Source organism: Enterobacter sp. DN (assembly GCF_046054285.1).
In the GTDB taxonomy this organism is placed as follows: domain Bacteria; phylum Pseudomonadota; class Gammaproteobacteria; order Enterobacterales; family Enterobacteriaceae; genus Enterobacter; species Enterobacter hormaechei_C.
In genome coordinates, this window is record NZ_JBJJTG010000001.1 from 770550 (window position 1) to 790373 (window position 19824).

Sequence of the window (19824 nt, forward strand, 5' to 3'; positions counted from 1 at the left end):
GTCACTAATGGTTTAGGCTGCACTGAAACTTACTTGTAGTTAATTTACCCGATTGAATGCGGTAATGATTACTGCGTCAGGCATTACCATTCTTTGTTTGGCTATTTCTTTTGCTGTATTCATAAAGAAAACATCCGGCTCCAAACCTTCAGGATCGGCTACAACTGTCGATCCTGTAAGGTAGACCTGTCCATTTTTCAAGATTTGATAAGCTACAAAATACTTATTAAGCATGACTACCTCTATCGCTCTGAATGAACTGTAATTATGCCCCTTCTTTCCAGCTTATCCTCTCTTTTTTTAGCTTATCCGCCAGCCCTTCGTTGAATATGCTGCCGTCGTCGTTGAGCAGCACCGGAATCTGGCTGCAATAGCAGTTGTAACGGTTGCCGTTCTCGGCGTAGAAGTCCCGCACCTCTTCGGTGGTGTAGACCTTACCGTGTCGGCTGGCGTGCCAGGTGCGCGTCGTTGGCTTGAGTGCTGAAAGCCACAGCAGGCCAGTATTTAGCCCAAGCCGGTCAGCGGCCCAGTCGGTTTCGTTCCATTGTGTCTGCCGCAGCGCGCCGACCTGCTCGGTCTGAGCGATGTTTTTCGCTTTCGACATGCTGACATCGAGGCGCTTGCTGATGACGCTGGCCGTCTCGCGAGGATTCACGCCGCGCGCCACCGCATCGGTAATGATGTTGGCCAAATCGCCACGGGCGGTGTCGCTGATGACCTTCCAGTCACTGAACGTTGTCAGCCTGGCCGCCGCCACCTGATTAAGGTGACCGGGACTGCTTAAAAGTTGCTGTAGCGTCGTCTGGCTGGCGTAGACCTGCGACTGCACCGACAGGTTGGTGAAGGCGTTTAGCGTGCCGCGGTCATATTCCGCAATGACGTAGTCCATCGCCCATAGGTTCTGGCTGCCGCCTTCAAGAAGCTCATCATCCAGAATCGACTGCACCACCTGGAGCAGATCGGCCAATTCAGCAGCTGTCATGTCATAGACGAACTTACCGGCATTGACCTGATACAGCGAAGGTTCTGCACCCTCGTTGTTGCACATCATCCAGGACTGCTGTGCGTTCGCCTCACGCTGCTGTCCGGTCAGCCGCAACTCAAACAGAGCCTTAAGCCTGCGCTTGATGTTTAGATACCGATCTTCGATATCGTTGAACATCCGACTGACCTGCCGCGATGATTGCGTCGGGTCAACTTTATTGCGCGGTACGATTGGCGTCCCGATTCTGGTTTGCGCTGTCATCATCATCTGTCAGCGGATCCTTATCGGTTTGCTTTTTATCAGGGTTAGGTGGCTGAACGACCTTGCGAGGCTCCAGTTCACCAACTGCGCGGATTTCGTTTTCATCCACCGCCGGTGTGCCGTATGCCTGCTGGGTATCTTTCGCCACGGCAGCCATTGCCTGCATGTTGGCAATCTTCTCTTTTTCGCTCGGTGCGAGCAGATCAGACCATGCCAGCGTGACCTCTCCGGATGATGGCGGGTCAATGACGCCAACCGTCCAGAAACGCTCAAGCACGCTCTCTACAATCGTCGACTGGAATCCCCAGCGGCGGCCGTTACAGCGCTTCGCCCAGTCTGTTTTGTCCTCATCGGAGGCAAGGCGCCCCGTCTGCTGACCAAACAGTATGGTGAACGGGCATTGAATCGAAGATGCAAACTCGTTGGCGGCCACCGTCCATGTAGGAGATGGATCGGCTGCTGCTACGGAAAGCACCGAAGGCGTACCGGCCTGCATTACCAGGGCAGCATCAGTGCCACGGTTCATCTTGGCGACTTTGTCATTTAGCGCTTCGCCAAGGTCTTTATATCCCGCATCTGTGGCCGCCTTTGTCAGGTTCGCAATGTTGGTTTCTTTGTCGAACGCAATCCCGAGCTGGCGACTGGCATTCTTCAGGAACCCTTCGGCACTACCACCCGATACCTTTTCGAGGTCGAGCAGTTTGTTGTAGCCCGCGCGCAGGAATGGCACCCCAGAGAGCATGTTCTCGTCTTCAGAGCCTTCGCAGAGAATGATGATTCGCTCGGGGTGTACGGTAACGCCGCGCACCGGGCCATACGTGCCATCATCACCAACTGGCTGCTCGTTGAAGTTGTACGAAACTGGCTGGCCGTACGTTTCTGAAAGCGTGTCGGTATCGAAGTTGCCTGGCTTGATCTGCGATTCCCACGCGGGGATCAGCTTAACAATGGCCCTGTCTTTCAGTCGCGCCACAACTGACCTATCTACCGGCTCACTCCACTCTCTTCCGTCCCGAAACTGAATGAGCAATGCCGAGTATCGGCCAACGAGATTGCGGCGATCCGCATCCTTAATTTTCGGCCAGTGTTTCTTCAGCAGCTTAGTGGCTGACTTCTCCCAGTCCGTTGTCTCAGTTGACTCCTTACCGTCGTCGCCGTCGATGATCGTCGGGTTATCAACCCAGCACGAATCAAGAAGCTTATGAACGGCGGCAAACGCCACCGCGTTGCGCTCGTATGCCCGGTAGTAGCGGTCGAACTCGAGACTGTTTGGATAGCCGAACTCATCCCACAACTTCGTGCGCTTGGTGTTTCCCGGCTGGCCCGCGTACAGCATGCGCTGCCGCCCGATAGCATCAGCAAGGGCATTAACGAGGAATGAAACCTCGCCTTGTTGTTCACTCACTGATGAGCTCCTTAGAAGAATACTGCGCCGACCTGCTTGTGGTTGTTCTTCGCTACCGCAAAGTAACGGAAGCCGTCAGCACCGTGTGATGTGAAGTCATGAAGCGGTTTGTCTTTCCAGCACCCGCGCTTGTCGTCCCACTCCTTGCGGTAGCCTTCGAGGTGAGATATGCCCTCGGCACATTTCTCCTCATCGAAGAAGCAGGATGGGAGAATTTCACGCACCGACTCAATGCCGGTATCGACACCCGTTTTCGGAACAACATTGAACGTCATCGAGTAAACCTGCCCGTCGATTTCATAGCCTTCCTGCGCAAGTTCTTTACGCGATTTGGCATCAGCGCCGAACTCGCGGTTTTCGATGTCGTGAGGACCCCAGTGTTCTCCGTATTCATAGCCGCGGTCTTTCAGCACCTTCATGTAGTGCCTCAGCCCCTCGCCGGAGTTTTCGTAGTAGTCGATTATGTGGAACTCGTTCCCAACCTCACGAACGAACCATATAGCCGTGGAGTCGCCCACACCGATATCCCAGAATGTATGAACTGGCAGGTGTGAGTTATCCGGGATTTGCCCGATCCGCTTGTTGGTATAGAGCCAGCGGAACTGCTTGGCGTAGTACGCACCCTCGACAGACTGCTGGAACGCCTCGGCCGGAATGGTCGGGTATTCGCGCTTCATGTCATCGCCGAGCGTTTTCTCTTTGGCGTAGTACCAGGCTTTCTGGCGTTCGTTGACGATTACGCCGTGCTTCGCTTCCATCTCAGAGAAGTATTCCAGCAGGCGCACCGGCAGCGCTTCGACCGGGTCGATTGCGTACTGCGGATTCTTCCACCAGGAGAAGAAGAAAAACTTCCAGTCCAGCGCTGAAAGTGGCTTACCCTGGAGCAGCGCTTTCTCTGCCGTCTGGCAGTAATCGAAGAAGTAACCCGCCCGGCCCTCGGCTGTGCTCTCGATGGTAGCGAAGCATCCAGTCGATACCGCCTCAAACGCACCAGTGACGATCTCACGGGCGTTGTCAGGATACTTGGCGCATATCTTCCCGAACTCGGAAACGTGCAGGTAACGCAGCGTACCGCCACGAAATGACGTGCTGACGTATAGCGATCCGCCCTTCTTAAACACCAGCTCACCAGACGAATCATTGCTCGCCGGGTTGGCCGCCTTTATCTCTGCTGGAAGCTTGTCGTATGCGTACTTCACCTTTTCACGGAACAGGCGCTTTGCGTCATTCAGCGTGTGGGCAATAAGAGCGCACTTCGCCGACTCGAACAGAGCCGCGTCGAGCTGGATGATGCACACCTCAGTGGTAAATCCGAGCTGACGAGCCTTAAGGATGATGTTGCGGGTGTGGATCCCCTCAAAGTACTCCCGCTGCTCAGGTGTCATCCTGAACCGCGTTGGCTTTCCCTCTTTGTCGGTGATCCAGTAAAGATTGTTAAGCCGCCAGTCTTTATTGGACAGCAGCTTGATGTGCTCAGGTTTCATTACGCCCCCTGAGACAGTGAATCCATCAGGTCAGAGATACTGTCCGTATCGTTGTTCTTGTCACCGTTATCAATGTTATAGGCTTCGCGTTCAGCTTTGATGACCTTGATTTGTGCATCAACACCTGCCACCAATGAACGGGACAGTGAAGCGTGGTTCTCTTCGGTAAACTCTACATCATCAAGGAAGTCACCGAGCTTACCGGCGATACGACGCCAGCGCGCCAAGTCAACGCGATGCTCAAGCACTACAGCCGCCGCTTCATCAGCAGCTTCATTGACAATCTCTTCATCAGTTCGCATCTGTTCGCGCGAACCATCATTGCGAACCTCTCTGCGAACAAGCTTCTGCCTTGTAGCTTTCTGTACCTGCTCTGTGAGGTCTCGCTGCCATCCGTTCTGTGTTGCTCGCTTACGGATAGCTGTATCACTAACGCCGTTTTTATCGGCTATTGCGCGGATGGACAACGACCCGGCCCGGTACGCCGTCTCGATGGCCTCCCAGTCCGGTTTGCTCATTCGTTACTCCGTTATCTCTTTACAGGCTCATACTTCAACTTCTGGCTAATGCCATGCTTAACGATGAAGTTACCCACCTTTTGGTAATCAGGCTCGCACCGCATCATCACGCAGAACAATGTCAGCGTCCTGATATAAACGCGAAGCCACCACTTGCTTTTGATTTCAACTGACAGTCTGCTCGTGGCCATTGGTGTCTTCCTCTGCTGGCACTGGCGTGAACTGAACGCGCTTCACATCGGCAGGAGCGAAATACAGCCACTCGCCAGTCTCGGTCGCCAGCGGCACAAATCCATTAACCAACTCAGGCTGACGTCGTGACATCTTGCCCGTGAAGGTTTCGCCTGTTTGGGTGGTTAGCGTGACTTGGTAGATATCTGACATGATTACCTCTTTGCCTTGTCGCAGCTGTTGCCCTGCTTCTCAGAAGTGCTTAGCCACTTACGGCTTACCCGTCAGCAAGATGTGATCACCATCCTTGCGGGGTTACACAGATCATTATCGAAGCCCCTCAGTGAAGAGCTTCTGTAATGCCTACAGCAGTGGACTGCACAGCGCGCCGGTGTTGCGAGGGTGTCGGCCAAAGACGTTAATCTTCTCTCGAACACTTTCGCTACACATTCGCTCTACGATTCGCCAATCAGCCTTTTCAGGAGCGGTTTTCACAGCGAATGCGGAAATGACTCGATCCACCACCCGGCGCAGTGAGAACGCCGCGCGACTGATGATGTCGCTGTTTAGCGAAAGGGACGCGATAAACGCCCAGCACCCTGAAAGGAAAGCGGAGATGCGCGGGTAAAACTTAGCCATGTATTACTCCTGTTTAACTGATACCTCGCGTTAATGCGAAGCTATGAGAATTTGCTACGGTTAAAGTCCAGAGGAGAGACTGTGTCAGAACCTCAGGGATGAGGCTCTATTTCTCCTGGGTCTGCTTATCCCATTCATCACGGAACTTGGATGGGTTGTCGAAACCTTCACTGCACTGGTTGGTTTTCATCACTTTTTCCCCGATTATTTTGTTTTCTGGCAGTTCGCCTGCCACGATTTGTTATGTGCCAGGATGTCGCGCTTCGTCTGGCGGTCAAGAACATCAATGTCGTGATCAGTCAGGTAGATTGGCTTTACCCAGTCACAGGCTGTATCAACCACCACCGGGACGCTTCCACGTGTCACGCAGCTCGCGATCAACATCGTCATCAGGCATGCGGTTAACATTCTGCTGTACATTGCTGGCCTCTTTCGTTGCTTCTACACGGCGTTCGGCTACTGCTTCAGTGGCTGCGGCATTTTCTTCGGTTCGCTGCTGGTCTGCTTTTGCTTCAGCCTGTTCACGTCCGCGAAAACGCCCCAGACCAAACGCACCAAGCACCATCAGGATCGCAAACCCGATTGCCGCGAGAACAGATTTGAGTGTCGTCATAGGCTCACCCGCTCGCGCATCCAGCCATAAACGAATGACTCGTTAGCCGGCCGCTGTTCTGCCAGCTCAAGATAACGCTGGCCCTGGCTACAGTTCAGTGCGCGAAGCAATACGATTTCCCCTTCGCCGCCTCGTTTCGCCAGGAAGGACTTCAGCGCGCTGATGCTACGTGGGCCGATTTGCCCGTCGGCGATCAGATCCGGATAGAACTGCTGCTGGTTATTGAAAACGTTCAGCCAGCGCTGGAACCATTTAACCTGCACCGATGGCCCCATGTTCACACCGGTATCGCATAGTTCGGCGGCAATGGCAGGGGATACTTCTGCCACCTGGTCAAAGCGCGGGCCATACCAGTAATCAGACTCAAGGATCGCCAGAGCCTGCTCACGTGTAAGGTTTCGCATATCACCGGTATAACCATGCGCTCGGGCGGTTGCCTGAGTAATTCCCCAGTTCGTTGGGCCGCCCTTATCGTTAGGGTGATCAACATAACCGCCCTCTTTGCCGAGGATGGTGTTAAAGATATCGTCTTTGGTCATGGCTATTCCGTAATGACGACCTTCGCCAGGTTCCCGCGTGCCAGCCACACCGCCATGCAGATGACGGAGTTAAGCAGCAGATCGCCGAGATTAACCTGAACGTAGTGGCCGAGCAGAATGTTGAAGGCATTGAATCCGGCGGCAAGGATGACCAGGTAGGCCAGTACCGCGACACTCAGGCGATGACGCTTCCCCTCTTTCCGGAAAAACATCAGCCTGACCATGATTAACAGGCAAACTATGGCGTTTGCATCCATCAGAAGAAGCTGCCATGTCATTTATCTTCCTCCCCCAGCCCCGGCATCTTCCCGCTTTTGGATTTGCGGAGAATGCGCAGCAGGACTGCCACGGAAATGGAAGCAGTGACAATTGCACCGACAGCTGGTGATACTTCAATGCTGGCCGGTGGCTTCATCAGGCTTAACGGCGTGTTGATGATTCCGGCCATGATTTTCGCCATGGGCACGGAGAAGAACACGCCACTGATAAACGATATCAGCGCAAAGATAGCCTGCTTCCAGAGTTGATGGGGATCTGAGGTCAGAACGTATAGCGCCGTTCCGGCGAGTGATCCAAGCATCACTGCTGGAGTCGCCTCCGGAAACAGCGTGGCAAAGGTTACACCGACTGATGACGATGTAAGACCAACGCCTACGATAGTGAAGGTCTCAGACATATTTATTCCGTGTGTAGTTGGTTCAGGCCCTCGGGACGATTTAACAAGTAGGCGTGTCGATGATGGTTCCCGGAGCCTGAAAATAAAAAAGCCAGCGACAGGCTGGCAATGTGAGGGTAAGGCAATGTCGGCTCTCTGGCCGAAGGGTCCCAGGTAGTGGGTTCTGTGTGCGGCGCACCGCAAATAAAAAAGCCCCGCACGATGGCGAGGCTCTTAATTCTTTGTCGACCTACGAAGCTATGGCGACGATATCAGATTTACATGAAATATATGCGTTTCAGTTCGGTTTTGCAAGACTTACATCTAAATTTGTCGCCTTTTGTTGTGAACGTGATCGCGTTACGGAGATAAGCGCACCGCTATCGAGTCGCTTAAAGCTGTTACGCATTGCCAGCCAGTGAGGCAGATAAGTCTCTGTCCATGTAGATTTAGCCACACCTGCCAGTTCTGCCAGCGCCTGATATTCGTACGTATCGCGACCTGACAGCTCCGCTTTCACGTCCTGGGCCGCCAGCCAGATAAGTTTCTTCAGGCGCTCCATAGTCTTGCCGGCCACTTTCTTCGCACCGAGCTGCTCACGGAATTCTGCCCAAGCCCACTGAGCGATCATCACCTGGTACTCGAATTTGATGTTCTCGCTGTAGTTCCACAGCAACCATGCTTTCTGATGGTCCTCCAGCGACAGGACGGCGCGGCGCCATGATGCTGTCACGAACTCCACCGGACCCACCAGCGCGATGGATGAGCCTTTGGCGCGGGACTGGCTCCCGCTCATCGCCGGGCCGTCCGGGTTAACTTTCCGGCCGGTGACCGGATCGGTGATTTTCTTCCGGCCCCGACTGCGCGCCGTCGCGGTGAACTGCGCGTTTTCGGCGAAAGCTACCAGCTGCCCTTTCGTCGCCCCGCTCAGATCTGCGGTCGCCACAATGAGCTGCTGACGTACGTATTCCAGTTGCTGACTGTTCATGCGGCTTCCTTCTGTGGCTGATTGGTTTTGGTCTGGCTGTGCTTTGCTACTGGCGGCATGCTGGCGCGCTTTACGCTTTCGGCCTGGTACCGGACTATCTGCTCTCTGGTCATTGCTGAATCCTCATCGCGGCTTCGATCTCAACTTGCGGGATTGCCAGAAGCGTCCTTCGCTGCTCGGCCGTGATGTTACGCATCCCCATGAATACAATGCCTGCGGGAGTCTTTACCGCAGCGACATGCTTTGAGCGGTACCAGTTGAGTAAAGCGAGGGTGTTATGGGTGCTCACGCGGCCTCCTGTCGACGGGCCCGGCGTTTTTCCAGTACGCGGGCTTTGCGTGTAAAAATGGATTTGATGCGCTGAAGGTATGGGATATCGAACCTGCGCGGCTCGTTGTCAGCCTCAAGGCGCTCGACACGCTCCAGGCCAATACGCTCAATCAGTCGGATCCGGTACTCGACGGCATTGCCGCTCAACTGCCGGTTACAGCGGGTGCAAGCGGAGTGGACGTTAAACACGTTGAATTTGAGGTGTGAGGCAGCGCCGCGTGAACGGTAATGGCTGGCGTCAATGGCGCTGCCAGTCAGGTAATTGCTTTTGCCGATGAGTGGATTGCCGCAACTGACACATGGCTTACCTTCATCACGGATCCGGATGTAGCGGTTGAAAGCTGATTGAGCCTCTTTATCCCACTGGGATTTGGACTTTAGTGACTCGCGCTTGGCCTTGCGGCGTTTTCGCCCGGACTTCTCAGCCTCTTTCTGCTCCTTGATGCGCTTAGCTGTTGCCTTCACCTTCTCCTTTTCGCGCTCTTCCATCGCGAGGATTGCGCCGTGCTCCGGGCAGCACCAGCGGATCCGAATATCGTGGAATTTCGGCACGAAGTATTCACCGCATACTTTGCACTTACGGCGGGATGGTTTACGCATGCTTCCTCCGTGCCGCGAGACGCAGCCATTTCTGATCCACCAGGCGGGCGGTGTAGTCTTTCAGTGTCGGGATATCGGACGGCTTAACCGCGGGCTTACGCTGGCGGCGCGCCGGAACGCGGAAGATTTCGTTGGTGATGACGCGAGAAAGTGGAGTAGACATCATGCCTCCTGCTTATCGCGCAGCTGCTGGTACTCACAGCCGTTCGGGATAGTCAGGACCAGGCCAAACTGGGCGCACCACATTTCAACCTTCACCAGGAAGATATGCATTTCGCCTGTATCGAGTTCGGCGGTGTGGCGTGGCTCCCAGGTCGTGGTTTTCTCACCGGTGATGAAGTCGGTGTAGGTCACCTCTTCACAGCCGAGATAGGTTTTCTTGAGGTTGCGCTTAACCCACTCCGGAGTCGCGTCGGTACGTCCGGAGCTAACCAGGTACTCGCTGATTTCCGTGTACCACATGTGGCTGAGCGCGTTCTGCGACAGGCTGCGCTTCTCGCGCCACGGTTTAACCTGGAGGCGGAAGCATTGCCCGGCATCCAGCAACGGCTGAATCTGCTGACCTATGGCCGCGAAGTTGCCGCGATGGAGTTTGATGCCGTCTACTGGCAGAGTCATACGGCCTCCTTAACGGAAACCGCTGAATGCAGAAAATCGCAGGTGCATTTCTGCATCTGTGACAAGGTGAGGAGTTCAGATTGTGGTCGCATTTAAGTCCCCTTAAATGCGCAGAAGTCACCGGAGTTGTTCAGGCTCCGATGACATGATTATGGCTTCTTGATTCTTAAAAATCAATTTAAGGAGGGTCAGTAACCGGAGATTATTTCCTGTATCTTATTGAGCAATTTTACAGCATCAGCGCTTTCATCGTCTGGTATGCAGGTAAAGTCTCCGCGTTCAATTTCGAAATGCACGCCATTCCAATTTACGTCACGGATAGCAACGTCATTCAGCAGCAACTCTATCTCTTTGAGCTTTTCGTCCTGAACATCATGGTCTATTACGATAGTGGTCATTTGATTTCCTTTTCAATAAGTTATGCATAAATATTGAGCTTTTACTTCTTTTCTTTATTAACATTTCGTGCTGTGTAATCAGGCCTCCGAAGAGGCCGGCTTGTTAGTCGTCTATGTGTTTAAAACAGAGCGGGCAACGATCATTCCCGCCATGCTCTCCATATGCAATTTGAACGGAATCCGTCACTTCCCTGGCGGTTTCGTATGGGGATTTACCGTTACTTTTTTTATATGCTCCCATGGCATATTTATAAATTCCAGGCTCTTCAATGCCCTCATCGACGTAAACACCCTCATGATGAGGGCATGGTGTTAACGCGCCTGATCTAACCAGCATTTCCATTGCCCACTTTTCTTGATCCATAGCCAAATCAGCAACACTCATAACGCCTCCAGTAGGTATGTTCCGAGCTATGAATGTACCACCAAAAAAAGAATAACCAAAGTACTGATAATGTAAAATATGTATATATATCAGCATATTACTTAACTAATACTCTACATTAACTCCTCCTGCTGCGGTGCTGCTGGCAGTGGCAAATGAGACCACGACTCACCAGTAACAACCCTGATAATGGTTCGTTTAGATACTCCATATCTTTTAGATAGAACTCCGTATGAAACGCCAGAGCTTCTAAGCGATCTTATTTCCATAACGCTTTCATCGTTTAATTTAGAATTTGCCTGCATCTCCCCTTTGTATGCTGGAAGGTGGGTTCTATTTCTTAGTCCTGTATCCCATGCGTGCTTCCTATTTTCATGAGGAGTAACCCACTCAAGATTTCTTAAGGATGGGTTAGCCTTGTCCCCATCGATATGGTTCACCTCTGGCTTTCCATCTGGATTTGGTAAAAATGCTTCTGCAACTAACCTATGCACTCTTGCAATTACCCTTCTGCCACTTGAGGCATCGCTTAACCTGACAACGCAATATCCAGCCGAGTTTAGAAATGGTTTTAGTTGCTGGCCTCTGAATCGCTGCTTTGAACCATCACCCTTCAAAATTTCCCTGGGAAAGCTCAGTACATCACCACGTTCATTAACTTGGTAGATCCCCTCCCAGCCAACAACAGGTAAGAATTTCATGAATTACTCCTGAGGTGGATTTGGCAGTGGCATCCAGTGAGTTATGTCTACGCCGAAACGCAGGTCATAGCCTTCAGCATGAACGTATAGCTGTGCGTCGCCTTTGTCGCTGAAATTTGATGAACTAACAATCCCGCAATCTCTCAGGCCATTATCCTGGCAGAAATAGAATATCTCTGTACCGATGTCTGGCATACGCTCACTGCAAGCCACCCAACCATCCGGAATCACCGGAGAGTTGCCAGCCTCATACGCAACGCGCAACCAGTGGAAAAATACCTCCGTCATCACGCATCCACATTCGACGTCAATAGTGCCTGTCTGCTGAGAAAGCCACTGCTCGAATGGCAACTTGTTAGCCGTCGTTACAGGTTCGGATTTACCCTGATTTATGCCGGTGGGCGACTCGGCAATTTTTGGCGAAGAATCCAGAGCCGGAGCGGTCTGCATGGTGGTGGGCGTCTCGGCGTTTTCGACACCCTGAAGCATGGCGGCGCGGCAGGAGTTCCAGCCGTCACAATAGTAATCATCGTAATCGCTGCCTGATGTTGACTCGATTTCATCAGGCACTACCGGCGCTGGCGGGGCGGTGTCCTGAGTAGATCGCAACTCCTCAAGCTCCTCCCCGATCTGCTTAATGTACTCAATGACATGGTTAGATAGACCGTGGCAATTGTCCTGAAATAATCGCTCAGAAACTTCGTTGTAGTCTTTTAGAGTTGGGTTTCTGTTGCTTTTTATGAAGGCAACAATGGCATCAAGCGCATTTTTACTTCCGAGATGGCTTACCACCGGCTCCGCTTCGAGCGATGCCATCGCCAGCTTCATCGCAGCAATCGCCATCGCCGCATCTCCGTTTACTGCGCCGGGCACAGCATCGCGCTCTTCTTCAAGCTCCGCGATTGTTTTCAGGAGCCATTCTTTGGTAAGGGTAATCATGATGCTGCTCCTTTAGCGTCTTCGGCGACGTTGACTCCAGCATCGTGCAGTGCCTCAAGCACCTGATGCTGCTTGTAAACCATTTCCGTGTGATACGCCTCATCGAAATCGACGCGATGCAACATGCTATAGCGCTGTGGAAGTACAACCTCCCGCGCCTCCAGCTCAGCAATTCTCTTTTCCTTGGCTTCCAGCTCATCCAGCAGCGCCAGCACGGTGGCAGGATTGGCTGCGGCGATGAAAACTGAATCAACCTTGAGGCAATGTTGCGCTACCGCTTTCACGCCAACTTTCACCTCATAGCCTCGCGCTCCTTTGTGTGGCTTGTAAGACTTCCAACATCCCCATGATGCTGCGTTTGCCGCATTGGCTGCTTCACGTAATGCGCGTTTGTCGATGTTGCTCATTGGAACCTCACATGATTCTTCCAGCGATTCTGTGCTGCGCTGTTTTTGAATTGATGCCCTTCACGGCTAACACCACCGAGCGTGAAGAGAACCATGCGTCGATTGCTTACATTCAGCCATTGGCGCGGGTAGCAGTTTTTCAGAGCGCGAAGAACGATGATTTTGGCTTTACGGTTTTTCATGACTGCACTCCTTTGCGAAGCTCGTCGGCGAATTCACGGATAGTGTCATCAAGGTCTGGACACAGCAGGCTGTCAGCAAACATCTCCACACCCTGCGCCCGCACTTCAGCCAGGAAAGCTTTGGTTGCTGGGGTTGAATCAAGAACTTCACAAACATCGTCGTTCTTGCCATCGCGCTCAGTTCGGCAATATCCGCACATGATGTAACTGTCAGCATGCTTTTCAATCGCTGACTTCAGCCTCGCATTCTCCGCAGCCAGCGCCGCGCATCTGGCTTCAGATTCTGCGAGCTTTTCTTCGTTCTCAATAGCAATCCTGTACAGCTTCTCAAGCTGAGCCATTGAAGTCAGGAGACCGTTGTGCTTTATCATTTCGACCAAATTTTTAATTCTCATACCCCTACCCTCCCCCAAACCATCAATACTCGCTTCATCGCCGCGCTGTTGCGGCACTCCTGGCAGATAACGTTCGTCTCGGTACGCTGCACCAGCTTCGAATTTCCCTTCGGCATGGCCGGTATGGTTTCCGGTGCGTATTTCATGCCGTAGCTGGTCAGACGATACAGCCGCTGGCCATGCTTACCTTCGAACTCGATCAGGCCGTCTGCAAACAACGTGCTTAGCGGGCCGGAAATCTTTTTAGTGGTCATGCCGATCATGCTGGCAATGCGAGCACTATTCAGGCCCGGGTTATTACGCAGGGCTGCAAGAATCTTCCCACGGATTGTTATGGTCATCAGAACCCCCCTTTCTTTTTCGGCTGCTGCTCACGCCCGCGGCGTTCTGCGGCGGCGGCCTGCTGGTCTGTGTCGTAAATTGCCCCGTTAATCTGATTGCAATAAACCGTTCCGGTACTGCCGTGGCGGTTGAGTCGCAGGATTAACTCGGTTTCGCCCGGCGGCACGCTGTCATCGAAAGCACCTTCCCGGTGGATGCCAACCCAGTAGTCGCAGTCCTGCTCAATCTGTCCTGTGTCGCGGGAATCACTCGGCAACGGGCGTTTATTCACTCGCTTCTCCAGTTCGCGGTTGAGTTGGGTCAGCAGCACGACGACGCAGCCAAGCTCTTTGGCGAGGTTCTTCAGACCTTTGGTGATCATCCCGTAGGCCAGGTCATTACGGTCGGCCTTTTCGGCGGTCATCAGCGTCAGGTAGTCAACAAGAATCATGCCTACGCAGCCCTTCTCGCGTTTGATTCGGCGGCTTTCGGTAACGATATGCGCCAGTGACAAGCCAGGAGTGTCGTCGATGTACAGCATGTCGATTTCACTCAGTCTCCCGGCTGTGGCGATCGCCTTCTTAAAGTCGCCGTCGTAGTCGCCCTGGTACTGGTCATCGGCGTCATCCGTGGCGGGCATGTAAAAAATACTCGGATTAATGCCGGACTTCTGACCAACCAGTTTCTCGAGGATCTGGTCGCCTGGCATTTCCAGGCTGAACATCAGCGCTGGCTTTTTCTCACGAACTGCGCAGTTGATCGCCATCTGCCCGTACAGGGTTGTCTTGCCCATCTTTGGCCTTGCGCCAATCACGAACAGAGAGCCTTTAACCAGACCTTTCGGCGCTAGCATTCGGTCGAGTGACGGTATACCGGTACTCATGCCGCGTTGTTCGCCTGAAGGGTCAAAGCGTTTCTCCAGATCTGCTACCCAGTCATCCATAACCTCGCCAAACGATCTCAACCCTCGGCGGCTGCCGGTTTTTGAATGGTCTGCGAGCTGGGTGAAAATACCCTGAATGGCCTCGTACTTCTGCGTAGCGCTCATGCCGTTACGGGAATACAGCAGCTCAGTAGCTTCGGTCAGGCGGTTGATACCGTAGCGCTCCATTGCGGCTTCCCGGACTGATGCTGCGTAAGCTACGATGTTTGCAGCGCTGGGAGTGTTCTTGGCGATCTCCGCAAGGTAAGCAAAGCCACCAACCTGCTCAGCGAGCCCTTTACCTTCGAGCGCGTCGAACAATGTCAGACCATCGACTGGCTTGTTGTCGCGGAACATCTGGCGCATCTCGGCAAAGATCAGCTGGTGAGGTCGGCTGTAGAACGACTCAGGCTTGAGCATCGCCAGAACCTTCTGGACTCGCTCGCTGTTGTCATCATCCAGCAGCAGGCCACCGATAACGCTCTGCTCTGCTTCGAGGTTATGAGGTGCAGCCATGAATTCAGCGGTCATCACGATCCCCCTCGCGCACTTCGATGTAGAGCTTTTCGGTCAGGAACTTATCGAATTTCATGCGGCGCCAGGTCTTCCCGGATTTCTGGTCTGGTCGGTCTTCAAGCATCCAGCGGCAGTTCTGAGCAATGTAGCGCAGATAGCTTCTGAAACCGTCCATATCCATCGGCTTTCCGTCCAGGTTGCGAGCAATTTTGTTAGCCTTACCCCAGAAGGTGCGGATCAGATTGCGTCGCTCATCAGTGAGGCATCTCCATCCCCGTGCTTCAGGCAGTTCGTCTTTCAGGCATTGCCATACTTCATCGCATGACAAACGTGACTTTTTCTCTTCAGCGGGTTTCTGGTCATTTGCGACATACTTACTACCGTTAGGTAGTAAGTTATTTAATATATTGTTATCTGTGGACACTGGCTGGACATCGGCTGGACACTCCACCTCCACAGGCATTGGTACGACTGCGTTTGGGCTGGACACCGGCTGGACATCGGCTGGACAAAAATTTGACTGATATTCGTCATATTTGACCACTTTTAGAACAGTAAAACGGTTGTTTGATTTGGTGGTGATCATGCCCAGATTCTGGAATTTACGGAGCAGTGATTTAACGCGATCAGCGGTCAAACCCGTTTCCATTGCCAGCGTGTTTCGCCCGGTAATGAACTCTCCGCGTTCGCAGATCACATCGCCGACATCAGTCGATACCAGTGTCTGTTCGTGATTAGCGCGCAGTAGCAGGTGAACCCATAAATGAGCCGCCTCAGCGTCCTTGTAGAACGGCACATCCATAATTTTACGGTGCAGCAAGGCAAACCCCTTACCGTCATTCGTGCGCGGTTTCTGGAGCCTTCTGGCCTCTCTGGCTTCGGCTAAATTAGATACGTTACCCACGGCCACTCTCCTTACGTTTCAGTTCTTCAAGAATGGCGCGCATCTTCTCTGCCACAATCGGGTTAACCGAGCGGATGAAGCGGTCGCGGGTTATGTTTTTATGTACAGCGGTATGGTAATAGCGTGGATTTTTTGCCATTATTCCTCCTGCAATGAGTGCACACGATTTGCATCTGAAGGCCAGTTCTGTTTGCGCAGACTGGCTTTCGCCATTTTTGATACTTCCCATCACATAACCCCCAGCATCGATGTAACCATCGTCATCAGCGGCCCTACCTGCTCCGGCATGAGGCGGAACAGCGACGCTATGCCCTCGCTAACCTCTTTCAGTTTCTGATGCTCTGGAGCGTCCAGCAGCACGGCCTGCTTAGCTTCGGCACACTCTTTCATCGCAGAGGCGATCAGCGACATCGTGTCGTTCTGCGGCGCCAGTCGGTTGCGGTACTCCAGCGGCAGAACGGCCATAATTGCCGGCGCCAGCTGGCGAATGTTGTTGGTCGCATATTCGGTGTCGCCGTCGATCCAGCGAAACACCTTCTGCATCTGGCGGTGCGAGTCAGTCGGGATATCCAGCCCGGTGCCGCCGGTTGCCCGCCACTCTTCAACAATCAGCGCCGCGACAAATTCACGACTGCGGCAATCAGCTGCCCAGGCGCGAACAGCTGCGCGGATCCCATCGATGTTTAACGCCTTGGAATCAGGTTCCCGGCGATTCTGGTAAATCATCGGTGGCACCGATAATTTGGTATTTTGTTGGTACGCAAGTGAATGCATTGCTTTCCCTTTCGTGGTTAGGGCCGCCGGTCAGGCGGCATGGTTGTCAGGGTGTGGAAAGATGGACGGCAGATCCGGGCGGAATTCATGAGCCTGGATTTCACCACCAACCGCTTTTACCAGCTCAGGAACGTGAACTGGAGAGATGCGTTTCTTTCCGTTAAGCCAGTCGCAGATAGTGGACTGAGCTTTGCCGCAACGTTTTGCCAGTTCTTTCTGGCTGCCAGCGATGGCGATCGCTTTTTCTACTGCGGAGTTCTTCTCTACTGTTGGGGTCTTCATAATCACCTCAGCTATCAGTTTAAAGCGATTATGGTTATCACTTTAGCGAATGTCAATCGCATAGGCGATTTTTTGCTAAATAATCGCTTGAGCGATAGAGTTAAAGGAGTCATTAACAGAGGTGAATATGGGATTCTCGGAGCGCTTAGCGCAGGCAATGGAAAGCGCTGGATATACACAGGGTCGATTAGCTAAAGAGGTCGACATGGCTCAGTCCAGCGTAAATAAGTTACTCAAGAATGCTAAAGGTTCTCGAAAAACAGTTGAGATTGCCTCTGTGCTGGGTGTTCGCCCTGAATGGCTTTCTACTGGTGAGGGGGAAATGGCTGTCGGTGGCGCCAGGGAGCCAACTGCGCTATACCAGGTTAAGCCGTCACTGAATGGGATTTATCGCGTGGATGTACTCGACGTTAAAGCCAGTGCTGGGCCAGGCACACTGGTAACCAGCGATTTCATTGAAACTATTCGTGCCATCGAATACACAACTGAACAGGCGCGCGCTTTATTTGGCAACCGGCCAGCTACGCACGTTAAAGTCATTACCGTCAATGGCGACAGTATGGATGGGACGATTTCGCCAGGCGATCAGATCTTCGTTGATACCGGCGTTACACATTTTGACGGTGACGGGGTATATGTCTTTGTCTTCGGCAAAACCCTCCATGTTAAGCGTCTTCAGATGCAGCGTGACCGCCTGGCAGTAATATCCGATAACCCGATTTACGAAAAATGGTACGTCGAACCTGAGGATGAGGACGCGTTCTACGTGATGGCGAAGGTGTTGCTCAGACAGTCCATCGACTATAAGCGCTTCGCATAGCCCGGCTCCCGGGCTAGCATCTCCAACCCTCTTTAATCAACTTCTCACGTATATCCTCTATACGCTGAAACTCCTTTCTTTTTTTCAGGATGACTGACAACTGAGAGTACCCATAATGTGAAGGAGGATAAAATTCACTGGGATACTTATTTCCAGTTAACGTTTCGTACTCTTCCACCCTTTTGTCATGAGCATGACGCAAAGCCGGGAACGCCAATTCAGATAGCGCAATCATCTGCTCGCATAAATGCTCGGCCCTTGCGAGGTTATCGCCCTCTCCCCTCAGCTTGTAATATTTCTTGATATCCTCCTGAAGTCCAAAGTGAACCTGAACGATCTGCTCTGGGCTTAGCCAGCGGAGCTTATCAACCCATTCTTTATGGTCCATACGTATCCCCCCTCCAAAAAAAACAGCATACCACGTAAATAAATTTCAATAAAAATCGCTTTAACAATCATGCAATTATCACTTTATCGATGATAAATATCGTTTTGGCGATTGACTCAAATAATCGCTTTAGCTATTGTTAGCTCATCGAAACGAAACATCGACAGCTGAGCGAAGTTAGCCAGCGGCGAAGTGGAGATTCGGTCAGTCGAACGGCGCGACAGTAAACCATGCGTCGGACGCCCGGCGGGCTCAGGGAGAGCGGCAATGGTGCGTAACTGGAATGTTTTGGGCTGGCAGACGGTTATCAGCTAGTTGGTGAGGTAATGGCTTACCAAGGCGACGACGGCCTTCCCTGCTTCATTGTGGGGAGCCAGCACCAAAGCATTTCTCCCGCATCAGCGGGTAACGACAGAGGGTAAGGGTATGGAGATTGTTGTAAGGGTAACAGTTGCTGAGCTTGAAGAGTCGAATTTGTCGACTGGCGAATTGCACAGCGCAATCCTTGAGGATTTAGACTCCGCGCGGGACTACCCAGGATTCAACGTGAAAATTGAAATTGTTAGTCAGCAAGAATAACCCGCTACGGCGGGTTTTTTCATACCTCAGTCGCTTCACAGAGGCGGCTTAGTTATGACAACCGGCGGCCATCCACCGCCCATTAGCGCAGAAGTCTTGTTTAACCGTTCCGTTCGCCGCGATAAGGCCAAGAGGATTTATGAGCAACCCAATCACAGTAGGTTTTTCAGGTCTGACTAAGCGAATTTTTGCGGGTCGGTCAAAGCCTAGCAAACTGGCGCCCGGCGTTCGTGAGTTCACCGGTGAGAAATTTGATGTCACAGACGAGGCGCTCTTTGCAGTGGCTCATCTCCTGGTTCTTCGTAACGACATACTGGTATTTCCGGGTCCTGATGGGACGGAAATTCACCTCCGCGCCGACATCAAAGAAAAGCGGGAGGCATCATGACAGTCACCCACAACGGCAAGCAGTACACCGCCAAAAAGCTCAACGATAACGAGTGGCAACTGACGTCGCTATCGGCACCGCGTGAAAAGCTGACGCTTAACCGCTGGCAGATGAATCTGGCTGGCCTCCTGGAACAGGTTGAGGTGAAGGTATGATCGGAATGCACTACGGCACTGCATCAGTGCCACGCAGCGAGGTTTTACCGGGCACAATGCTGCAACACCACGGTAAAACTTATCGCGCCTCTGCGAACGTTGAGAAAGGCCTTTACGCCTTCAACATCTTCGAAAAAACCATCATCAAAAGTGATTCCGTCGTTGTGCTGCTGAATGAGCGCGGCGAGCCGATGGTTCACTGATACCTAACCCCCTATTCAACCGATCGGCCTGGCTTTCTGCGGGCGGGATCTGCACATCCAAATTTCAGGAATTCAGCAATGAACGCATACCTCACTTACGACCGCATCGAAGATCGGCGGTGGGTTGAGCAGCAGCTCACCGACGAGAAAGAGAAGTGGATCGACGACCGGGCGAAGGAACTGATCGCCATGTTCCCTGCGAAACCTCTGGAGATGAGTAATTTGTTCCTGCCCCAGGAAGCCCAGTTTGCGCTTATCGGAGAAAAGGCCGAAGAGGCATACAACGAATACATTTCGGCCTGCGCATATGCCCGCGCCGAAGAAGAATGGCAGCGCCAAGCACCCTGCCCGTTCTAAGG

The 19824-nt window shown here is 52.7% G+C and carries 38 protein-coding genes; 6 read left to right on the top strand and 32 right to left on the bottom strand.

Going from position 1 to position 19824, the window contains the following annotated elements; genetic code table 11:
- Positions 1-39: 39 nt before the first annotated feature.
- From ACJTMZ_RS03655 to ACJTMZ_RS03805, 31 genes are all read right to left on the bottom strand, one after another.
- Complete coding sequence (locus ACJTMZ_RS03655; RefSeq protein WP_044704353.1) at positions 40-234, bottom strand: hypothetical protein; 195 nt, start codon at positions 232-234, stop codon at positions 40-42.
- Between the two features lie 31 nt (positions 235-265).
- On the bottom strand, positions 266-1246 hold the full coding sequence (locus ACJTMZ_RS03660; RefSeq protein WP_408626875.1) for a phage minor head protein: 981 nt from the start codon (positions 1244-1246) through the stop codon (positions 266-268).
- Complete coding sequence (locus ACJTMZ_RS03665) at positions 1200-2651, bottom strand: DUF1073 domain-containing protein (protein WP_408626847.1); 1452 nt, start codon at positions 2649-2651, stop codon at positions 1200-1202. The genes ACJTMZ_RS03660 and ACJTMZ_RS03665 overlap by 47 nt, the downstream gene beginning before the upstream one ends.
- A gap of 11 nt (positions 2652-2662) precedes the next feature.
- Positions 2663-4135, bottom strand: a complete 1473-nt coding sequence (locus ACJTMZ_RS03670; RefSeq protein ID WP_408626848.1) for a terminase — start codon at positions 4133-4135, stop codon at positions 2663-2665.
- On the bottom strand, positions 4135-4653 hold the full coding sequence (locus ACJTMZ_RS03675; protein WP_408626849.1) for a hypothetical protein: 519 nt from the start codon (positions 4651-4653) through the stop codon (positions 4135-4137). The genes ACJTMZ_RS03670 and ACJTMZ_RS03675 overlap by 1 nt, the downstream gene beginning before the upstream one ends.
- 165 nt (positions 4654-4818) lie before the next feature.
- Complete coding sequence (locus ACJTMZ_RS03680; RefSeq protein ID WP_408626850.1) at positions 4819-5037, bottom strand: hypothetical protein; 219 nt, start codon at positions 5035-5037, stop codon at positions 4819-4821.
- Between the two features lie 150 nt (positions 5038-5187).
- Complete coding sequence (locus tag ACJTMZ_RS03685) at positions 5188-5463, bottom strand: hypothetical protein (protein WP_032647545.1); 276 nt, start codon at positions 5461-5463, stop codon at positions 5188-5190.
- A gap of 106 nt (positions 5464-5569) precedes the next feature.
- A complete protein-coding gene (locus tag ACJTMZ_RS03690) occupies positions 5570-5698 on the bottom strand; it encodes a hypothetical protein (RefSeq protein WP_408626877.1) in 129 nt (42 codons plus the stop codon).
- Positions 5668-5847 carry a hypothetical protein gene (locus ACJTMZ_RS03695; protein WP_058687747.1) on the bottom strand — a complete coding sequence of 60 codons (180 nt, stop codon included), beginning with the start codon at positions 5845-5847 and terminating at the stop codon, positions 5668-5670. Before ACJTMZ_RS03695 ends, ACJTMZ_RS03690 begins: the two co-directional genes overlap by 31 nt.
- Positions 5798-6076, bottom strand: coding sequence for a hypothetical protein (locus ACJTMZ_RS03700; RefSeq protein WP_408626851.1), 279 nt, complete (start codon positions 6074-6076; stop codon positions 5798-5800). The genes ACJTMZ_RS03695 and ACJTMZ_RS03700 overlap by 50 nt, the downstream gene beginning before the upstream one ends.
- A complete protein-coding gene (locus tag ACJTMZ_RS03705; RefSeq protein WP_049108603.1) occupies positions 6073-6615 on the bottom strand; it encodes a glycoside hydrolase family 108 protein in 543 nt (180 codons plus the stop codon). The genes ACJTMZ_RS03700 and ACJTMZ_RS03705 overlap by 4 nt, the downstream gene beginning before the upstream one ends.
- A 2-nt stretch (positions 6616-6617) precedes the next feature.
- On the bottom strand, positions 6618-6893 hold the full coding sequence (locus ACJTMZ_RS03710; RefSeq protein WP_001514184.1) for a phage holin family protein: 276 nt from the start codon (positions 6891-6893) through the stop codon (positions 6618-6620).
- Positions 6890-7291: a putative holin gene (locus ACJTMZ_RS03715; protein ID WP_001514183.1), complete on the bottom strand. Its 402-nt coding sequence runs from the start codon at positions 7289-7291 to the stop codon at positions 6890-6892. Before ACJTMZ_RS03715 ends, ACJTMZ_RS03710 begins: the two co-directional genes overlap by 4 nt.
- Positions 7292-7568: 277 nt before the next feature.
- Entirely contained in the window at positions 7569-8258 is a 690-nt protein-coding gene (locus ACJTMZ_RS03720) for a bacteriophage antitermination protein Q (protein WP_408626852.1), read from the bottom strand.
- Between the two features lie 109 nt (positions 8259-8367).
- On the bottom strand, positions 8368-8547 hold the full coding sequence (locus ACJTMZ_RS03725; RefSeq protein WP_059446056.1) for a hypothetical protein: 180 nt from the start codon (positions 8545-8547) through the stop codon (positions 8368-8370).
- Positions 8544-9188, bottom strand: a complete 645-nt coding sequence (locus ACJTMZ_RS03730) for a recombination protein NinG (protein ID WP_408626853.1) — start codon at positions 9186-9188, stop codon at positions 8544-8546. Before ACJTMZ_RS03730 ends, ACJTMZ_RS03725 begins: the two co-directional genes overlap by 4 nt.
- Positions 9181-9351, bottom strand: coding sequence for a NinE family protein (locus tag ACJTMZ_RS03735; RefSeq protein WP_408626854.1), 171 nt, complete (start codon positions 9349-9351; stop codon positions 9181-9183). Before ACJTMZ_RS03735 ends, ACJTMZ_RS03730 begins: the two co-directional genes overlap by 8 nt.
- Positions 9351-9806: a YbcN family protein gene (locus ACJTMZ_RS03740; protein ID WP_408626855.1), complete on the bottom strand. Its 456-nt coding sequence runs from the start codon at positions 9804-9806 to the stop codon at positions 9351-9353. Before ACJTMZ_RS03740 ends, ACJTMZ_RS03735 begins: the two co-directional genes overlap by 1 nt.
- Positions 9807-9994: 188 nt before the next feature.
- Complete coding sequence (locus tag ACJTMZ_RS03745; RefSeq protein ID WP_058656690.1) at positions 9995-10204, bottom strand: hypothetical protein; 210 nt, start codon at positions 10202-10204, stop codon at positions 9995-9997.
- A 103-nt stretch (positions 10205-10307) separates the two neighbouring features.
- A complete protein-coding gene (locus ACJTMZ_RS03750; RefSeq protein WP_408626856.1) occupies positions 10308-10589 on the bottom strand; it encodes a hypothetical protein in 282 nt (93 codons plus the stop codon).
- A gap of 113 nt (positions 10590-10702) precedes the next feature.
- On the bottom strand, positions 10703-11290 hold the full coding sequence (locus ACJTMZ_RS03755) for an HNH endonuclease (RefSeq protein WP_408626857.1): 588 nt from the start codon (positions 11288-11290) through the stop codon (positions 10703-10705).
- Positions 11291-11293: 3 nt separating this feature from the next.
- Positions 11294-12229 carry a DUF551 domain-containing protein gene (locus ACJTMZ_RS03760; protein ID WP_408626858.1) on the bottom strand — a complete coding sequence of 312 codons (936 nt, stop codon included), beginning with the start codon at positions 12227-12229 and terminating at the stop codon, positions 11294-11296.
- Complete coding sequence (locus ACJTMZ_RS03765; protein WP_408626859.1) at positions 12226-12636, bottom strand: ead/Ea22-like family protein; 411 nt, start codon at positions 12634-12636, stop codon at positions 12226-12228. Before ACJTMZ_RS03765 ends, ACJTMZ_RS03760 begins: the two co-directional genes overlap by 4 nt.
- Positions 12633-12818 carry a hypothetical protein gene (locus ACJTMZ_RS03770; protein WP_000797269.1) on the bottom strand — a complete coding sequence of 62 codons (186 nt, stop codon included), beginning with the start codon at positions 12816-12818 and terminating at the stop codon, positions 12633-12635. The genes ACJTMZ_RS03765 and ACJTMZ_RS03770 overlap by 4 nt, the downstream gene beginning before the upstream one ends.
- Complete coding sequence (locus ACJTMZ_RS03775) at positions 12815-13213, bottom strand: hypothetical protein (protein WP_408626860.1); 399 nt, start codon at positions 13211-13213, stop codon at positions 12815-12817. The genes ACJTMZ_RS03770 and ACJTMZ_RS03775 overlap by 4 nt, the downstream gene beginning before the upstream one ends.
- Entirely contained in the window at positions 13210-13554 is a 345-nt protein-coding gene (locus ACJTMZ_RS03780; protein WP_408626861.1) for a winged helix-turn-helix transcriptional regulator, read from the bottom strand. The genes ACJTMZ_RS03775 and ACJTMZ_RS03780 overlap by 4 nt, the downstream gene beginning before the upstream one ends.
- The gene (locus ACJTMZ_RS03785; RefSeq protein WP_408626862.1) at positions 13554-14987 is read right to left on the bottom strand and encodes a DnaB-like helicase C-terminal domain-containing protein; all 1434 of its coding nucleotides are present in this window, start codon (positions 14985-14987) and stop codon (positions 13554-13556) included. The genes ACJTMZ_RS03780 and ACJTMZ_RS03785 overlap by 1 nt, the downstream gene beginning before the upstream one ends.
- Entirely contained in the window at positions 14977-15876 is a 900-nt protein-coding gene (locus tag ACJTMZ_RS03790; RefSeq protein ID WP_023294192.1) for a hypothetical protein, read from the bottom strand. The genes ACJTMZ_RS03785 and ACJTMZ_RS03790 overlap by 11 nt, the downstream gene beginning before the upstream one ends.
- A complete protein-coding gene (locus ACJTMZ_RS03795; protein WP_015571544.1) occupies positions 15869-16015 on the bottom strand; it encodes a hypothetical protein in 147 nt (48 codons plus the stop codon). The genes ACJTMZ_RS03790 and ACJTMZ_RS03795 overlap by 8 nt, the downstream gene beginning before the upstream one ends.
- A gap of 89 nt (positions 16016-16104) precedes the next feature.
- Positions 16105-16650, bottom strand: a complete 546-nt coding sequence (locus tag ACJTMZ_RS03800; protein ID WP_408626863.1) for a toxin YdaT family protein — start codon at positions 16648-16650, stop codon at positions 16105-16107.
- 30 nt (positions 16651-16680) lie between these two features.
- On the bottom strand, positions 16681-16932 hold the full coding sequence (locus ACJTMZ_RS03805) for a helix-turn-helix domain-containing protein (protein ID WP_001514164.1): 252 nt from the start codon (positions 16930-16932) through the stop codon (positions 16681-16683).
- Between the two features lie 127 nt (positions 16933-17059).
- On the opposite strand from ACJTMZ_RS03805, the gene ACJTMZ_RS03810 reads away from it, so the two are divergent.
- Positions 17060-17752, top strand: a complete 693-nt coding sequence (locus ACJTMZ_RS03810) for a S24 family peptidase (protein ID WP_408626876.1) — start codon at positions 17060-17062, stop codon at positions 17750-17752.
- 13 nt (positions 17753-17765) lie between these two features.
- Here ACJTMZ_RS03810 and ACJTMZ_RS03815 read toward each other — a convergent pair whose 3' ends face one another.
- On the bottom strand, positions 17766-18140 hold the full coding sequence (locus ACJTMZ_RS03815) for a hypothetical protein (RefSeq protein WP_406876829.1): 375 nt from the start codon (positions 18138-18140) through the stop codon (positions 17766-17768).
- A gap of 426 nt (positions 18141-18566) precedes the next feature.
- Between ACJTMZ_RS03815 and ACJTMZ_RS03820 the strand changes: the two genes are divergently transcribed.
- The 5 genes from ACJTMZ_RS03820 (at position 18567) to gamL (ending at position 19822) form a co-directional block, all read left to right on the top strand.
- Positions 18567-18719, top strand: a complete 153-nt coding sequence (locus ACJTMZ_RS03820; RefSeq protein ID WP_023330206.1) for a hypothetical protein — start codon at positions 18567-18569, stop codon at positions 18717-18719.
- Between the two features lie 139 nt (positions 18720-18858).
- The gene (locus ACJTMZ_RS03825) at positions 18859-19107 is read left to right on the top strand and encodes a hypothetical protein (protein ID WP_246893572.1); all 249 of its coding nucleotides are present in this window, start codon (positions 18859-18861) and stop codon (positions 19105-19107) included.
- Positions 19104-19262, top strand: a complete 159-nt coding sequence (locus ACJTMZ_RS03830; RefSeq protein ID WP_408626864.1) for a hypothetical protein — start codon at positions 19104-19106, stop codon at positions 19260-19262. The genes ACJTMZ_RS03825 and ACJTMZ_RS03830 overlap by 4 nt, the downstream gene beginning before the upstream one ends.
- Positions 19259-19465 carry a cell division protein FtsZ gene (locus ACJTMZ_RS03835; protein ID WP_001752704.1) on the top strand — a complete coding sequence of 69 codons (207 nt, stop codon included), beginning with the start codon at positions 19259-19261 and terminating at the stop codon, positions 19463-19465. The genes ACJTMZ_RS03830 and ACJTMZ_RS03835 overlap by 4 nt, the downstream gene beginning before the upstream one ends.
- A gap of 78 nt (positions 19466-19543) precedes the next feature.
- Positions 19544-19822 (top strand): host nuclease inhibitor GamL, encoded by a 279-nt coding sequence (gamL, locus tag ACJTMZ_RS03840; protein ID WP_063436721.1) that lies wholly within the window; start codon positions 19544-19546, stop codon positions 19820-19822.
- The last annotated feature ends 2 nt before the right edge of the window (positions 19823-19824 follow it).

Coding starts and splice junctions, on each gene's coding strand:
- ACJTMZ_RS03745 (WP_058656690.1), bottom strand. CDS start 10,204: ATGACCACTATCGTAATAGACCATGATGTTCAGGACGAAAAGCTCAAA.
- ACJTMZ_RS03695 (WP_058687747.1), bottom strand. CDS start 5,847: ATGTTGATCGCGAGCTGCGTGACACGTGGAAGCGTCCCGGTGGTGGTT.
- gamL (WP_063436721.1), top strand. CDS start 19,544: ATGAACGCATACCTCACTTACGACCGCATCGAAGATCGGCGGTGGGTT.
- ACJTMZ_RS03730 (WP_408626853.1), bottom strand. CDS start 9,188: ATGCGTAAACCATCCCGCCGTAAGTGCAAAGTATGCGGTGAATACTTC.
- ACJTMZ_RS03805 (WP_001514164.1), bottom strand. CDS start 16,932: ATGAAGACCCCAACAGTAGAGAAGAACTCCGCAGTAGAAAAAGCGATC.
- ACJTMZ_RS03765 (WP_408626859.1), bottom strand. CDS start 12,636: ATGAGCAACATCGACAAACGCGCATTACGTGAAGCAGCCAATGCGGCA.
- ACJTMZ_RS03735 (WP_408626854.1), bottom strand. CDS start 9,351: ATGTCTACTCCACTTTCTCGCGTCATCACCAACGAAATCTTCCGCGTT.
- ACJTMZ_RS03800 (WP_408626863.1), bottom strand. CDS start 16,650: ATGCATTCACTTGCGTACCAACAAAATACCAAATTATCGGTGCCACCG.
- ACJTMZ_RS03670 (WP_408626848.1), bottom strand. CDS start 4,135: ATGAAACCTGAGCACATCAAGCTGCTGTCCAATAAAGACTGGCGGCTT.
- ACJTMZ_RS03825 (WP_246893572.1), top strand. CDS start 18,859: ATGAGCAACCCAATCACAGTAGGTTTTTCAGGTCTGACTAAGCGAATT.
- ACJTMZ_RS03655 (WP_044704353.1), bottom strand. CDS start 234: ATGCTTAATAAGTATTTTGTAGCTTATCAAATCTTGAAAAATGGACAG.
- ACJTMZ_RS03705 (WP_049108603.1), bottom strand. CDS start 6,615: ATGACCAAAGACGATATCTTTAACACCATCCTCGGCAAAGAGGGCGGT.
- ACJTMZ_RS03685 (WP_032647545.1), bottom strand. CDS start 5,463: ATGGCTAAGTTTTACCCGCGCATCTCCGCTTTCCTTTCAGGGTGCTGG.
- ACJTMZ_RS03710 (WP_001514184.1), bottom strand. CDS start 6,893: ATGACATGGCAGCTTCTTCTGATGGATGCAAACGCCATAGTTTGCCTG.
- ACJTMZ_RS03675 (WP_408626849.1), bottom strand. CDS start 4,653: ATGAGCAAACCGGACTGGGAGGCCATCGAGACGGCGTACCGGGCCGGG.
- ACJTMZ_RS03785 (WP_408626862.1), bottom strand. CDS start 14,987: ATGACCGCTGAATTCATGGCTGCACCTCATAACCTCGAAGCAGAGCAG.
- ACJTMZ_RS03815 (WP_406876829.1), bottom strand. CDS start 18,140: ATGGACCATAAAGAATGGGTTGATAAGCTCCGCTGGCTAAGCCCAGAG.
- ACJTMZ_RS03795 (WP_015571544.1), bottom strand. CDS start 16,015: ATGGCAAAAAATCCACGCTATTACCATACCGCTGTACATAAAAACATA.
- ACJTMZ_RS03750 (WP_408626856.1), bottom strand. CDS start 10,589: ATGAGTGTTGCTGATTTGGCTATGGATCAAGAAAAGTGGGCAATGGAA.
- ACJTMZ_RS03770 (WP_000797269.1), bottom strand. CDS start 12,818: ATGAAAAACCGTAAAGCCAAAATCATCGTTCTTCGCGCTCTGAAAAAC.
- ACJTMZ_RS03700 (WP_408626851.1), bottom strand. CDS start 6,076: ATGACGACACTCAAATCTGTTCTCGCGGCAATCGGGTTTGCGATCCTG.
- ACJTMZ_RS03810 (WP_408626876.1), top strand. CDS start 17,060: ATGGGATTCTCGGAGCGCTTAGCGCAGGCAATGGAAAGCGCTGGATAT.
- ACJTMZ_RS03715 (WP_001514183.1), bottom strand. CDS start 7,291: ATGTCTGAGACCTTCACTATCGTAGGCGTTGGTCTTACATCGTCATCA.
- ACJTMZ_RS03755 (WP_408626857.1), bottom strand. CDS start 11,290: ATGAAATTCTTACCTGTTGTTGGCTGGGAGGGGATCTACCAAGTTAAT.
- ACJTMZ_RS03780 (WP_408626861.1), bottom strand. CDS start 13,554: ATGACCATAACAATCCGTGGGAAGATTCTTGCAGCCCTGCGTAATAAC.
- ACJTMZ_RS03830 (WP_408626864.1), top strand. CDS start 19,104: ATGACAGTCACCCACAACGGCAAGCAGTACACCGCCAAAAAGCTCAAC.
- ACJTMZ_RS03740 (WP_408626855.1), bottom strand. CDS start 9,806: ATGACTCTGCCAGTAGACGGCATCAAACTCCATCGCGGCAACTTCGCG.
- ACJTMZ_RS03835 (WP_001752704.1), top strand. CDS start 19,259: ATGATCGGAATGCACTACGGCACTGCATCAGTGCCACGCAGCGAGGTT.
- ACJTMZ_RS03660 (WP_408626875.1), bottom strand. CDS start 1,246: ATGACAGCGCAAACCAGAATCGGGACGCCAATCGTACCGCGCAATAAA.
- ACJTMZ_RS03775 (WP_408626860.1), bottom strand. CDS start 13,213: ATGAGAATTAAAAATTTGGTCGAAATGATAAAGCACAACGGTCTCCTG.
- ACJTMZ_RS03720 (WP_408626852.1), bottom strand. CDS start 8,258: ATGAACAGTCAGCAACTGGAATACGTACGTCAGCAGCTCATTGTGGCG.
- ACJTMZ_RS03680 (WP_408626850.1), bottom strand. CDS start 5,037: ATGTCAGATATCTACCAAGTCACGCTAACCACCCAAACAGGCGAAACC.
- ACJTMZ_RS03760 (WP_408626858.1), bottom strand. CDS start 12,229: ATGATTACCCTTACCAAAGAATGGCTCCTGAAAACAATCGCGGAGCTT.
- ACJTMZ_RS03820 (WP_023330206.1), top strand. CDS start 18,567: ATGGAGATTGTTGTAAGGGTAACAGTTGCTGAGCTTGAAGAGTCGAAT.